This window comes from Pseudomonas syringae pv. coryli str. NCPPB 4273 (assembly GCF_000972175.1).
GTDB lineage: Bacteria > Pseudomonadota > Gammaproteobacteria > Pseudomonadales > Pseudomonadaceae > Aquipseudomonas > Aquipseudomonas syringae.
This window is the reverse complement of sequence record NZ_AWQP01000019.1, coordinates 121710-134605: the sequence shown is the minus strand read 5'-3', so window position 1 is coordinate 134605 and position 12896 is coordinate 121710. Positions and strand designations below refer to the sequence as shown.

Annotated in this window: 10 protein-coding genes and 1 riboswitch; of the genes, 6 read left to right on the top strand and 4 right to left on the bottom strand. The window is 61.9% G+C overall.

Annotated features, from left to right (window positions below; genetic code table 11):
• Positions 1–192: 192 nt before the first annotated feature.
• A complete protein-coding gene (locus P406_RS09650) occupies positions 193–939 on the top strand; it encodes an RsiV family protein (RefSeq protein ID WP_003402864.1) in 747 nt (248 codons plus the stop codon).
• Here the strand turns inward: P406_RS09650 and cytX are convergent.
• A complete protein-coding gene (gene cytX / locus P406_RS09645; RefSeq protein ID WP_046236064.1) occupies positions 908–2197 on the bottom strand; it encodes a putative hydroxymethylpyrimidine transporter CytX in 1290 nt (429 codons plus the stop codon). The two genes, P406_RS09650 and cytX, sit on opposite strands and share 32 nt — an antisense overlap.
• Before the next feature lie 476 nt (positions 2198–2673).
• Positions 2674–4563: a phosphomethylpyrimidine synthase ThiC gene (thiC, locus tag P406_RS09640; protein WP_003414443.1), complete on the bottom strand. Its 1890-nt coding sequence runs from the start codon at positions 4561–4563 to the stop codon at positions 2674–2676.
• Positions 4564–4717: 154 nt separating this feature from the next.
• Positions 4718–4822, bottom strand: a riboswitch (TPP riboswitch).
• Between the two features lie 167 nt (positions 4823–4989).
• Between thiC and P406_RS09635 the strand changes: the two genes are divergently transcribed.
• Positions 4990–6429 (top strand): TolC family outer membrane protein, encoded by a 1440-nt coding sequence (locus P406_RS09635; protein WP_046236063.1) that lies wholly within the window; start codon positions 4990–4992, stop codon positions 6427–6429.
• Between the two features lie 130 nt (positions 6430–6559).
• On the opposite strand, the gene waaA is transcribed toward P406_RS09635, so the two are convergent.
• Positions 6560–7876 (bottom strand): lipid IV(A) 3-deoxy-D-manno-octulosonic acid transferase, encoded by a 1317-nt coding sequence (gene waaA, locus P406_RS09630; protein WP_046236062.1) that lies wholly within the window; start codon positions 7874–7876, stop codon positions 6560–6562.
• Between the two features lie 69 nt (positions 7877–7945).
• Here waaA and P406_RS09625 point away from each other — a divergent pair, with 69 nt between their 5' ends.
• The 4 genes from P406_RS09625 to P406_RS09610 are packed head-to-tail and all read left to right on the top strand — an operon-like array spanning position 7946 to position 11313.
• On the top strand, positions 7946–8278 hold the full coding sequence (locus P406_RS09625) for an SMR family transporter (RefSeq protein WP_003346798.1): 333 nt from the start codon (positions 7946–7948) through the stop codon (positions 8276–8278).
• 48 nt (positions 8279–8326) lie between these two features.
• The gene (locus P406_RS09620) at positions 8327–9502 is read left to right on the top strand and encodes an NAD(P)/FAD-dependent oxidoreductase (protein ID WP_003414437.1); all 1176 of its coding nucleotides are present in this window, start codon (positions 8327–8329) and stop codon (positions 9500–9502) included.
• Positions 9499–10314: an aldo/keto reductase gene (locus P406_RS09615; RefSeq protein WP_046236061.1), complete on the top strand. Its 816-nt coding sequence runs from the start codon at positions 9499–9501 to the stop codon at positions 10312–10314. Before P406_RS09620 ends, P406_RS09615 begins: the two co-directional genes overlap by 4 nt.
• Before the next feature lie 36 nt (positions 10315–10350).
• On the top strand, positions 10351–11313 hold the full coding sequence (locus P406_RS09610; protein ID WP_004409438.1) for a hypothetical protein: 963 nt from the start codon (positions 10351–10353) through the stop codon (positions 11311–11313).
• A 65-nt stretch (positions 11314–11378) separates the two neighbouring features.
• Here P406_RS09610 and hldE read toward each other — a convergent pair whose 3' ends face one another.
• On the bottom strand, positions 11379–12800 hold the full coding sequence (gene hldE, locus P406_RS09605) for a bifunctional D-glycero-beta-D-manno-heptose-7-phosphate kinase/D-glycero-beta-D-manno-heptose 1-phosphate adenylyltransferase HldE (RefSeq protein ID WP_032697722.1): 1422 nt from the start codon (positions 12798–12800) through the stop codon (positions 11379–11381).
• Positions 12801–12896 lie beyond the last annotated feature (96 nt).

Sequence of the window (12896 nt, the reverse complement as noted above, 5' to 3'; positions counted from 1 at the left end):
CGCCGTGTTTGACATCGGGCCATCCTAACGCGCATCGGCAGTCAGATGCAGCCCCCTTGAAGATGCAGGGTAGACGGCCGGGACTTAAAACAATTCTAATCTGCCATGATCGAACCGAAGACGTTGTTTACAGTCCAACCAGCCTGCATACGTACAACGCAACCGCCTTTACTGACACTGCCAAGGATCAACATGTCGTTATTGAGGATCACTTCACTGGCTTGCCTGGCCCTGTTGCTCGGCGCCTGCCAAAGCCTCTTCACGCCCAACATGCGCACACCGCTGCAAGTCCAGCGCGATGCTTCCGAGCTGATCAAGCCGGGCTGCACCACGGCCGACTGCCCGTTGGTGAACATCGATACCGTGCACTTCCCCGATGAGCCGCGCCTGGACGCCATCGTTCAGAAGACGTTGCTGCAACTGACCGTTGCCGACAGCAGCGCATCGCCGCCTGCGTCGATCAAAGCCTATCAGGAACAGTTCCTGAGCCAGGCCCAGGGTCGCAACGCCAGCTATCTGCAGGCCAAGGTACGCGAGCAGCATGACGGTATCGTAGTGGTCGAACTGTCCAGCTATCTGGAGACCGGCGGTGCCCACGGCAACCCGGGTCGGGCGTTCATCAACTATTCGCGTCAGCAGCAGAAAGTCCTGACCCTGGCTGACATGATCATCCCGGGCAAGGAAAGCGAGTTCTGGCAGAAAGCCCAACTGGCCCACCAGGGCTGGCTGGTATCGACCAAGATGAATGAAGACAGCGAGTTCATGAAGACCTGGCCGTTCAAGCGCACGCCCCACATTGCGCTGACCTACGGTGCAGTGATCCTCAAGTACTCGGTCGATACCATCGCGCCGTATTCGATGGGTCACATCGAGCTGAAGATTCCTTACCCTCAGCTCAATGGCATTCTCAAGCCGGAACTGTTCCCCGGCCGCGGTTGATCGCACCGCCGATCAGCAGCTGCAACACGCCAGCGACAATGAGCGCTGGCAGTGTTGCGCCCACTTCAGGATAAAGATTGGCCAGCAGATGATAGGTGCTGAGCCCGCCGAGCCACGCCAGCAGGCTCATCCAGCGCAAACCGCCCTCCGCTACCTGACCACTGCGACCACGCAGGATGAAATGGTCAACCAGCACGACGCCGAACAGCGGCGCGAATACCGAGCCGATCAATAACAGAAAGTTCTGATACTGCGCCAACGGTGCCAGACAGGCAATCAGCGTACAGATCACGCCAATCACCAACGCCAGATGCTCGACCTTGATGCGTGACAGCAGAGCACTGGAGACCGCAGCCGAGTGAATATCGGCGAATGCATTTTCCGTCTCGTCCAGCAGAATCAGGAGCAGTGGGATACCCAGACCTGCGCCGGCCAGTGCCAGCAGCAAGGCATTGACCTCGCCGCTCGGGGCGAACGCCAGGGTGTAGGCGACGCCCAGGCTCATCAGCCAGAAGTTGCCAATGAAAAAGCCGGCAGCTGTGCCGCCGAAGACACTTTTCGCGCGCTGCCCGAAGCGTGAGTAGTCGGCAATCAGCGGCAGCCACGACAGCGGCATGGCGATGGCAATGTCGAACCCCGAGGCAAACGGCAGCGAACCATCGCCGGAGGTTGCCCACAGCGCGGGCAGATCAGCCTTGGCCAGCAGGTTCCAGGTCAGCCATGCACACGCCGTCAAGAGTATCCACAGGCCCCACTTGCGCAGAAACCGGCGCACGAAGGTCAAGGGTCCGCTGACGGCCAACAGCGTGGCCAGTGCGCCGAACACCAGTGTCCAGAGCAGCGGACTGCTCCACAGGCTGCCCTCTGCAAAGGCCCGAGCGCCGAGCAGACTGGCCGCGTCGCGCATGACGATGATCTCGAACGCCCCCCAACCGATCAGTTGCAGCAGGTTCAATACAGCGGGCAGCGACGCGCCCTTGCTGCCCAGGCTGAGCTTGAGCGCGGCCATGGACGACAGGCCGGTATCGCTGCCGATCACGCCGACGCTGGCGAGCAGCAAGACGCCCACCAGCGTGCCGAGGAAGATCGCCAGCATCGAGCCGGACATGCCCAGCCCCGGCGCCAGCAAGGCCCCGGTCTGCAACACCATCAGGCCAATGCCGAGGGAAAACCACAGGGAAAACAGATCCCGCCCGCCGAACACGCGCTGGCTGGCGGGGACGGGGGTGTCGGGAGAATAGGTGCCGGGTGTATTCACAGGGGTGTCTCGTGTGGGAAGTCAAGGAACCGGATGAAGCCGCACTGCACCCTCAGAATCGGACGTAGAGCGGGCTTCTGGCCGTAGGCCGGAGCGAACTTGTTCGCGAAAGGGTCGTTACATCCGCTGAAGATGTATCACCCGGAATAAAGCTTTCGCGAACAATGCGGATCGCCGCCCCGGTCGCTCCTACGCCCTTCGGGCAGAAGCGTGCTCTGCGTCCGATGCATCGCTATGCACAAGCCCGCTTCTGATTCTGGCCGAAGGCCGTGGGAGCGAACTTGTTCGCGAAAGGGTCGTTACATCCGCTGAAGATGTATCGCCCGGAATAAAGCTTTCGCGAACAAGTTCGCTCCTACGCCCTTCGGGCAGAAGCCAAGCCCTTTCGCGAACAATGCGGATCGCCGCCCCGGTCGCTCCTATGCCCTTCGGGCAGAATCAAAGCGGAACTGTGTATAACGACGGGCTATCGCCCTTTACACCTTCTTGTACAACTGGCTGCCTTCCTGCTTGAAGCGCTCGGCCTGTTCGGCCAGTCCCTTGGCGACGTCGACGTCTACCGCTTCAATCCGCTGATTGGCGGCGTACTCGCGGACTTCCTGAGTGATCTTCATCGAGCAGAATTTCGGCCCGCACATGGAGCAGAAATGCGCGACCTTGGCCGAATCCTTGGGCAGGGTTTCGTCGTGGTACGAACGCGCAGTGTCCGGGTCCAGGCCGAGGTTGAATTGATCTTCCCAGCGGAACTCGAAACGCGCCTTGCTCAACGCGTTGTCGCGGATCTGCGCACCCGGATGACCTTTGGCAAGGTCCGCCGCATGGGCCGCGATCTTGTAGGTGATGATCCCGGTTTTGACATCATCCTTGTTCGGCAGCCCCAGGTGCTCCTTGGGCGTGACGTAACACAGCATGGCGCAGCCGAACCAGCCGATCATGGCCGCCCCGATGCCCGAGGTGATGTGGTCGTAACCCGGCGCGATGTCGGTGGTCAGCGGGCCAAGGGTGTAGAACGGCGCTTCGTCGCAGCACTCCAGTTGCTTGTCCATGTTCTCCTTGATCAACTGCATCGGCACATGGCCGGGGCCTTCGATCATGGTCTGCACATCATGCTTCCAGGCAATCTTGGTCAGTTCGCCCAGCGTTTCCAGCTCACCGAACTGCGCCGCATCGTTGGCATCGGCAATCGAACCCGGTCGCAGACCATCGCCCAGCGAGAAGCTGACGTCGTAGGCCTTCATGATTTCGCAGATGTCTTCGAAATGCGTGTAAAGGAAGTTTTCCTTGTGGTGCGCCAGGCACCATTTGGCCATGATCGAACCGCCACGGCTGACAATACCGGTGACACGCTTGGCGGTCAGCGGCACGTAACGCAGCAACACCCCGGCGTGGATGGTGAAGTAATCGACGCCCTGCTCGGCCTGCTCAATCAGCGTGTCGCGGAACAGCTCCCAGGTCAGGTCCTCGGCTGCACCCCCCACTTTTTCCAGCGCCTGATAGATCGGCACCGTACCGATCGGCACCGGCGAATTGCGGATGATCCACTCACGGGTTTCGTGAATGTGCTTGCCGGTGGACAGGTCCATGACCGTGTCCGAGCCCCAGCGGATACCCCAGGTCAGCTTGGCGACTTCCTCTTCAATGGAAGAACCCAATGCGCTGTTGCCGATGTTGCCGTTGATCTTCACCAGGAAGTTGCGGCCGATGATCATCGGCTCAAGCTCGACGTGGTTGATGTTGGCCGGGATGATCGCGCGGCCCCGGGCAATCTCTTCACGCACGAACTCGGCAGTGATTTCCTTCGGGATGCTCGCGCCAAAGCTGTGCCCGGCATGTTGCTGGGTCAGCAGACCTGCGGCGCGGGCTTCCTGAAGCTTCATGTTCTCGCGGATGGCGACGTATTCCATCTCGGCGGTGATGATGCCCTGACGCGCATAGTGCATCTGGCTGACGTTGGCGCCGGCCTTGGCCCGGCGCGGGTTGCGCACATGGGCAAAGCGCAGCGCGGTGAGCTCGGCATCGCTCAGGCGTTGCTGGCCGAAGTTGGAGCTCAGGCCCGGCAGACGCTCGGTGTCATTGCGCGAGTCGATCCATGGCGAACGCACGTCAGCCAGGCCTTTGCGCACGTCGATGATCACATTGGGATCGGTGTAGGGGCCGGAGGTGTCATAGACCGTGACCGGGGCGTTGATCTCGCCGCCAAAGTCAGTCGGGGTGACATCCAGGGTGACTTCGCGCATCGGCACGCGGATGTCCGGGCGCGAGCCCTGAACGTAGATTTTCTGCGAACGGGTAAACGGCTGTACCGATCCGGAATCGACCTGCGCCGACTCGCTCAAATGGGCTGCGTTTTTTGCTTTTATACTCATCACGGCTCTCCAGACATCCAGTTGCGGATTTATTGTCGGAGTGACCTGACATGACGGACGGGTGCACCAGTGCTGGTGCTGAGTATCGAAAGGAGGCGAAACTGTTCATTATTTGAACAATCGACCCCGGACGGTACTCAAGAGGACTCGCCGGGAGACGAGAAATCTTGTTCCCTACGCAGGCGCTAACCTGATCAGGTTCAACGGGATCCGGTTTAACCGATCTCAGCCTCATAGCAAGGCACCCCGACAAGAACGCCGCCAGTCTATGACGGGGTGCCGTCGCAACGCCAGCCTATTTGCACGGGGCTCGATAAATGGCGCAAATCGACGATTGTTGCCAAAAGCGTCTGGCTCTACACTCCCTAGCCCGGTTTCTCTTCAACCCGAACTGTAATTATTTTCTTCATGAACAGGGAATGCCTCATGTTGCGCAAACTTTCGTTGGTCGTGGCTGTTTCGTTTGCGTCCAGCGGGTTGACCTGGGCAGCCGAATTGCCGATGCCAACGCAGACAGGGCTGTTGAGCGTTTATCAGCAGGCCGTGGACAACAACGCCGACCTCGCAGCCTCACGCGCCGATTACGATGCGCGCAAGGAAGCCGTGCCGCAGGCCCGCGCCGGTTTGCTGCCGAACATTTCCGGCAGCGCCCAGAACAGCAGCACCCGAACCAGCATCGATCAGCCCAGAGCCGTGGCCACCCGCAGCGGCAATCTCTACCAGGCCACGCTGAGCCAGCCGATCTTCCGCGCTGACCGCTGGTTCCAGTTGCAGGCTGCCGAAGCGAGCAACGAACAGGCGGCACTGGAGCTGTCGGCCACCGAGCAGAATCTGATCCTGCAATCGGCGCAAAGCTATTTCAGCGTACTGCGTGCGCAGGACAATCTGGCTTCGACCAAGGCCGAGGAAGCGGCCTTCAAGCGCCAACTGGATCAGGCCAACGAGCGCTTCGATGTCGGCCTGTCGGACAAGACCGATGTGCTGCAGGCGCAGGCCAGCTATGACACGTCACGTGCCAGCCGACTCATCGCCCAGCGTCAGGTGGAGGATGCCTTTCAGGCGCTGGTGACACTGACCAACCGCGAATACAACTCGATCGAAGGCATCGTGCATACCCTGCCGGTGCTGGCGCCGACGCCCAACGATGCCAAGGCCTGGGTCGATACCGCCGCGCAGCAGAACCTCAATCTGCTGGCCAGCAACTACGCGGTCAATGCCGCCGAAGAAACCCTGCGTCAGCGCAAGGCCGGACACGCACCGACGCTCGATGCCGTGGCGACCTATCAGCGTGGCGATAACGACGCACTGGGTTTCAGCAACCCCAACTACACCGGCCGCAATTACGGCGGCGACGTCGAGCAGCGCAGCATCGGCGTGCAGTTGAATATCCCGATCTACAGCGGCGGGCTGACCAGCTCACAGGTACGCGAAGCCTATGCGCGCCTGAGCCAGAGCGAGCAGCGCCGTGAAAGCCTGCGGCGTCAGGTGGTGGAAAACACCCGCAACCTGCATCGCGCGGTGAATACCGATGTGGAGCAGGTTCAGGCCCGCAAGCAGTCGATAATTTCCAACCAGAGCGCGCTGGAAGCCACGGAAATCGGTTATCAGGTCGGCACCCGCAACATCGTCGACGTGCTGGATGCGCAACGCCAGCTGTATGCCTCGGTGCGGGACTACAACAACACGCGTTACGACTACATCCTCGACAACCTGCGCCTCAAGCAGGCAGCAGGCACCCTGAACCCGGGCGACCTGCAGGACCTGTCGCGCTACCTGAAGGCCGACTACAACCCGGACAAGGACTTCCTGCCGCCGGACCTGGCGACTGCTGCGCAGAAGAACTTCGAGCGACCTGCAAAGCGCTGAGATTGCTGACCGCTCTGGATGCTCTGCGCCCGACTTCAAGTCATGCAGCGCGACGCAGATTTGTGACGCGGAGCGTCACCCAAGGCATTCCCACGCTGGAGCGTGAGGAACGATAGGCGTCTGGACGAGCTCAACTATCGTGCCGACGCTCTGCGTCCTCCCCGCCTAAGCGCCTGCTCATAAACCGCCCGATCCCGTCGAGCAGGCGTTGCAGCGCGCCCTGATTGGCCTTCATCACCGCAAGCCCGGCATCGGCCATGTTGCGCGCCTGCTGCGGCTGGTCGAAAAGACCCTGCACGGCGGCGGCCAGCGCTGCTGCATCGTTGACCTCTTGCAACGCACCGGCCTTGCGCAGCATGGCGGCGATCTCGAGGAAGTTGAACAGGTGCGGGCCGCTAAGTACCGGCATGGCCAGTGCTGCAGGCTCCAGCAGGTTGTGCCCGCCGTTGGGCACCAGGCTGCCGCCAACGAACGCGATGTCAGCCAGCGCATAGAGAAACAGCAATTCCCCCATGGTATCGCCCATCAGCACCGAGACGTCAGGCGTGACAGCCTGCGCGGAGGAGCGCCTTACCGTCGCAAACCCCTGTTGCTGACACAACGCATGCACGCTGTCGAAACGTTCGGGGTGGCGCGGCACCAGAATCAGTAGCGCATCGGGGTGACTGGTCAGTAACGTGCGATGAGCCGCCAGCACGCTTTCATCCTCGCCCGCATGTGTGCTGGCCGCGATCCAGACCGGACGCTGCGTGGTCTGCCATTGTTCACGCTGCTGGGCGGCACGCTGCAGAAGCTGCGGGTCGATGCTCAGGTCGAACTTGATCGAGCCGGTCACCGCCACGCACTCGGGACGTGCGCCCAGATCACGAAAGCGCTGCGCCTCAGTTTCAGTCTGCACTGCGAACCAGGCCATTTCCGTGAGCATCGGTCGCGTCAGCCCGGCAAAGCGTGCGTAACCCCGCGCCGAACGCTCCGACAGCCGGGCATTGGCGAGCACCACGGGAATCCCGCGCAAGGAACACTGATGGATGTGGTTGGGCCACAGCTCGGTTTCCATGATGATCCCCAGCCGTGGCTGCACCTGATCGAGAAAACCCGCGGCCGCCCACGGCAGGTCGTAGGGCAGGTAGCAATGCTGAATTCGCGGCTCGCTGGCAAACAGCGCCTTGATTCGCTCCGAACCTGTGGGCGTCATGCAAGTCACAGTGATCGGCAATTGCGGATATTGCACCAGCAGCGAGCGAATCATCGGCGCGGCGGCGATGCTTTCCCCCACTGACACCGCATGCACCCAGATGCCGCCCCGCTGCATGACCGGCAAGCCGCGGGCGAAGCGCTCGCCGATGCGCTGGCGATACCCCGGAGCCTTGCGCGCACGCAACCACAGGCGCAGGGCAACCAGCGGCAGGCCGAGATGAAACAGTACGGTATAAAGAGTTCTATTCATGGGCGCGGAGTTTATCAGCCCGCCATCACAAGTCGCTAGAATGCGCAGCCTGACGAAAAGGAATGCACCATGAACGCTTATTACCTGTTGGCTATCGCCGTTTGCGCGGAAGTCATCGCCACCACGTCCATGAAAGCGGTGAAGGGATTCAGCACCCCGCTGCCCCTGGTGCTATTGATTACCGGCTATGCGATCGCGTTCTGGATGCTGATTCTGGTGATGCGCACGATCCCGGTGGGCATCACTTACGCCATCTGGTCGGGCATGGGCATCGTCATGGTCAGCATCGCGGCGTTCTTCATTTACGGCCAGAAACTCGACCTGCCCGCGCTGCTGGGCATGGGCATGATCGTGGCGGGGGTGGCAGTCATTCAGCTGTTCTCGAAAACCGCCGGGCATTGAAAACCCGATCCTTTATAATGCTGGTACTTTTCGCTCACTGAGGTGCTCATGCCATCGGTTATTTCCACTGACGTGCTGATTGTCGGGGCTGGCGTCGCCGGTCTCTGGCTCAATGCCCGGTTGCGTCGTCAAGGGTTCTCGACAGTGCTGGTAGAAAGCGCCAGCCTGGGTGGCGGGCAAAGCCTCAAGTCTCAGGGGATCATCCACGGCGGCGCCAAGTACGCGCTGCACGGCGCGCTGTCGGGTGCCTCCGAAGCCATTGCCGACATGCCGCGCCGCTGGCGTGAGGCCCTCGATGGCAAGGGCGAGCTGGACCTGTCCGGTGTACGCCTGCTGTCCGAGGCCCATTACCTGTGGTCGCCAGGCACCATCGCCGGCAATCTCACCAGTTTCTTCGCCAGCAAGGCTGTGCGCGGCCGTGTGGATCAGGTCAAGGGCGAGCAACTGCCGCCAGCCCTGCAAAACCCCAAATTCAAAGGCAAGGTCTATCGGCTTGCGGAGCTGGTGGTCGATGTACCCAGCCTGATCGGGCGGCTTGCCGAGCTGGCCGGTGACAGCCTGCTGGCCGGTCAGCACATCGAGCCGCTCTTCGAGGGCGATGAGCTGATCGGTCTGCGCGTCGATGGTCGCGATATCCATGCGCAGCGCATCGTGCTCAGTGCCGGCGGCGGCAATGCCGACCTGCTGAACGCACTGGGCGTGTCGCAACCGCAGATGCAGCGCCGTCCGTTGCACATGGTGCTGGTCAAGGGGCCGACCTTGAAGCCGCTGTACGCTCATTGCCTGGGTGGCGGGCCCAAGCCACGCATCACCGTGACCACGCACCCGGCCGCAGATGGCCAGTGGGTGTGGTATCTGGGTGGTGATCTGGCCGAAGCCGATGGCGTGGCGCGCCAACCGGACGCGCAGATCGCCGTCGCGCGCAAAGAGCTTGAGGCGCTGCTGCCGTGGGTCGACCTGAGTCAGGCGCAGTGGGCGACCCTGCGTGTTGATCGTGCCGAGCCGGCTCAATCAGGGCTGGTGCGCCCGGACAATGCCTTCCTCGACAGCCAGCAACGCCTGATGATCGGCTGGCCGACCAAGCTGGCACTGGCACCGGACTTCGCCGACCGGGTCCTGTCGCAGCTGTCCAGAGACGGCATCCACCCGACCCCGCAAGCTGCGCTGAGCGATGTGCCACGGCCTCCGATGGCCATACCTGTCTGGGATGAACTGCTGCCATGAGCCTGAAAACCCTGCACGATCTGCATCGCCCGCTGGGCAGTACCGGCCTGAACGTATCGCCGCTGGGGCTGGGCACCGTCAAACTGGGGCGCGACCAGGGCGTCAAATACCCCAGCGGCTTCAAGATTCCCGATGACCAGCAGGCGCAGATGCTGCTGCGCATGGCCCGCGACATGGGCATCAACCTGATCGACACGGCCCCCGCCTACGGCACCAGCGAAGAGCGCCTGGGGCCGCTGCTGCGCGGTCAGCGCCAGGACTGGGTGATCGTCAGCAAGGTTGGCGAGGAATTCGTCAACGGCGAGTCGAGCCATGACTTCAGCGCCGCCCATACACGCACATCGGTCGAGCGCAGCCTGAAACGTCTTGAAACTGACTTTCTCGATCTGGTTCTGGTGCATTCGGACGGCAACGATCTGGCGATTCTCAACGACGCCGAGGTGTACCAGACGCTCGCCGACCTCAAGCGCGAAGGCAAGATTCGCGGCTTCGGCTTTTCCGGCAAGACCGTCGAAGGCGGCCTGCTGGCGCTGCGTGAGGGTGACTGCGCAATGGTCACTTACAACCTCAACGAACAGGATGAAAAACCGGTACTGGATTACGCGCAGGCTCATGGCAAAGGCATTCTGGTCAAGAAAGCACTGGCCAGTGGTCATGTCTGCCTGACACCCGGCATGGACCCGGTCCACGCCAGTTTCCAGCTACTGTTTGAACATCCGGCGGTTGCCAGTGCTATTGTCGGCACCATCAACCCGTTGCACCTGGCACACAACGTTGCAACTGCCGCTGCCGTGATTTGCCGTCAAGCCTGATTGAGGCGGCCGACCCCAACGCAAGAAGGAGCCGTTATGCCGCGAACACTGATCCGGAAGAATCCCAGCAACTTCAAGACCCTGCCGCTGTTTGTCGAGGCCACTGCGGAAAGCCTGAGCTACCAGAGCGTCGGCATGCCGATGAACTTCGCGCAGACCTTGCAGCGGCGGCGCAAGATCGACGTGCCGGACACCGAACGTTTCTCCACCGAACTGGCCAATCTGGGGGTCTCCGTTCGCCTGACCGTCAATTGGCAGAACCGCGATTACTGGGTGCTGGTTCGCCAGCGTCGTCAGGATCGCGGCGACGTCGTGCTCAAGCTGATCTCGGGTTATGTCCCGGCCCATGAGCTGACACTGCCGCTGCACACCGCGATTCAGGAAGTGGCCGAAGAGTGCCTGATCGAAACACCGCAGGGCTGGCTCAGCGGGCTGTTCAAGGAGACCTGGCTGCCTGCGCCCTACGCCGCCGCGCTGCATTATCGCGAGGCCATGCCCTTTCGCCTGAGCCCCCTCTCCGGCGCCGCGAGACCGGTGCGAACCGGCAGCCTGACCTTGCTGGAGCGCCCGCGGGCCTATGTGCATTTGCCCACGGCGTCCTTGCAACTGATTTACGACATGCGCCTGGAAATCCCCAAGGAGGCGCGCCCGGTCAGCCTTTTCCATGTCGACGAAGCTCTGGAAAACGATCAACTGGTCGCCCGCCTCAACCGCAGCAAACCTGACCTGTACCTGATGCCGCTGGAGAATGGCGCGCCCCTGCCCGAGCTGTACACGCTCAAGCGCGACAAGCTGATCCCGGCAGGTACAAGAGGGTTGTACCTGGCCGAGAGCTTCGCCGCGCAGGATGGCTGGGTGGTGCGTGAAGAGCGGATTCGCTGGAAAGACTGGCTGCGTCAGCAGGGCATGGCCCCACCGGCGAAGAAGTCAGGGCTGAAACGCCTGACCGGCAAGGCCCGAGAGCTGCTGCAGATAGCGCGCGGCAGCCTGAGCAAGTAAGTCGGCCGGCGGCGACAAGGCGCTGAAACCCTGAGCACGCCGGCATTCAAGCGGCAACGTTGCGGTTACTGGGCTCGAATCTTCTCGACAATGGCGGTGGTGGAGCTGTTTTCCACCAGCCCCAGCACACGCACTTCGCCGCCGTACGCCTGGACGATATCGGCACCGACCACCTGATCGACACCGTAATCACCGCCCTTGACCAGCACGTCGGGCTTGACGTGGGTCAGCAGGTTTTCCGGGGTTCCTTCCGGGAAGCTGATGACCCAGTCCACGGCCCCCAGACCTGCCAGCACCGCCATGCGCCGCTCAACGCTGTTGATCGGTCGACCGGGCCCTTTCAGGCGGCTGACGGACGCATCGTCGTTGACGGCAACGATCAGGCGATCACCCAGGGCGCGCGCCTGCTCCAGGTAGGTCACATGACCGGCGTGGAGAATGTCGAAGCAGCCGTTGGTGAAAACGATCTTTTCCTTGTGCGCGCGTGCATCATCGACCGCCAGCAGCAGTTGCTCCAGACCCAGCACGCCGCGCTCGGAGCCTTCTTCACGCTGAATGGCCCGGCGCAGCTCGGGGGCGCTGATGGCCGCGGTACCCAGCTTGCCGACCACGATGCCCGCGGCCAGATTGGCCAGCGCCACCGCATGCGGCAGCTCCTCGCCAGCAGCAATAGCCGCTGCCAAGGTAGAAATCACCGTATCACCAGCACCGGTCACATCGAACACTTCGCGGGCACGGGCCGGCAGGTGCAGTGCCTGCTGATCAGGACGCAGCAAGGTCATGCCATGCTCGCCACGGGTCACCAGCAGCGCGCCGAGATCGAGCTCCTGCATCAACTGCGCACCCTTGGTGACCAGTTGTGCCTCATCGACACAATGGCCGACGATGGCTTCGAATTCGCTGAGGTTCGGTGTGATCAGGCTGGCACCGCGATAGATCGCGAAATCCTTGCCCTTGGGGTCGGCCAGCACCGGAATGCCGCGCTTGCGGGCGGCCTGAATCAGCGCCTGATGGTTTTTCAGTGCGCCCTTGCCGTAATCCGACAGGACCAGCACCTTGATGCCATCCAGCAAGCTGTAGACCTCTGCGCTCAGGGCCAGCGGGTCGGTCCTGAACGGTTCTTCGAAATCGATGCGCAACAGTTGCTGGTGGCGACTCATGACACGCAGTTTGACGATGGTCGGCTGATCGGCGATGCGCTGAAAGCGCGCCAGCACACCAGCAGCCTTAAGGCTGTTGGTCAGACTCTCGGCAGCTTCGTCATCCCCCGTCACACCGACCAGCGAAGCCGGTGCGCCCAGCGCAGCGATGTTCAAGGCCACGTTGGCAGCGCCACCCGGGCGGTCCTCGATCTGATCGACCTTGACCACAGGCACTGGCGCTTCAGGGGAAATACGCGAGGTACCACCATGCCAGTATCTGTCGAGCATGACATCGCCCACCACCAGGACAGGGGCCTGATCAAAGCGCGGCATGGATAGCTTCATGGAACAACCCGTACTTGAAAAATGGACAGGGGCGGAATCTTAGCACAGGGGTTTGCAACCGACAGGCTGTTGAATCACACCGCTCAAAAGGCAGGC

Coding starts and splice junctions, on each gene's coding strand:
- thiC (WP_003414443.1), bottom strand. CDS start 4,563: ATGAGTATAAAAGCAAAAAACGCAGCCCATTTGAGCGAGTCGGCGCAG.
- P406_RS09620 (WP_003414437.1), top strand. CDS start 8,327: ATGCCATCGGTTATTTCCACTGACGTGCTGATTGTCGGGGCTGGCGTC.
- hldE (WP_032697722.1), bottom strand. CDS start 12,800: ATGAAGCTATCCATGCCGCGCTTTGATCAGGCCCCTGTCCTGGTGGTG.
- P406_RS09610 (WP_004409438.1), top strand. CDS start 10,351: ATGCCGCGAACACTGATCCGGAAGAATCCCAGCAACTTCAAGACCCTG.
- P406_RS09625 (WP_003346798.1), top strand. CDS start 7,946: ATGAACGCTTATTACCTGTTGGCTATCGCCGTTTGCGCGGAAGTCATC.
- P406_RS09650 (WP_003402864.1), top strand. CDS start 193: ATGTCGTTATTGAGGATCACTTCACTGGCTTGCCTGGCCCTGTTGCTC.
- P406_RS09635 (WP_046236063.1), top strand. CDS start 4,990: ATGTTGCGCAAACTTTCGTTGGTCGTGGCTGTTTCGTTTGCGTCCAGC.
- P406_RS09615 (WP_046236061.1), top strand. CDS start 9,499: ATGAGCCTGAAAACCCTGCACGATCTGCATCGCCCGCTGGGCAGTACC.
- waaA (WP_046236062.1), bottom strand. CDS start 7,876: ATGAATAGAACTCTTTATACCGTACTGTTTCATCTCGGCCTGCCGCTG.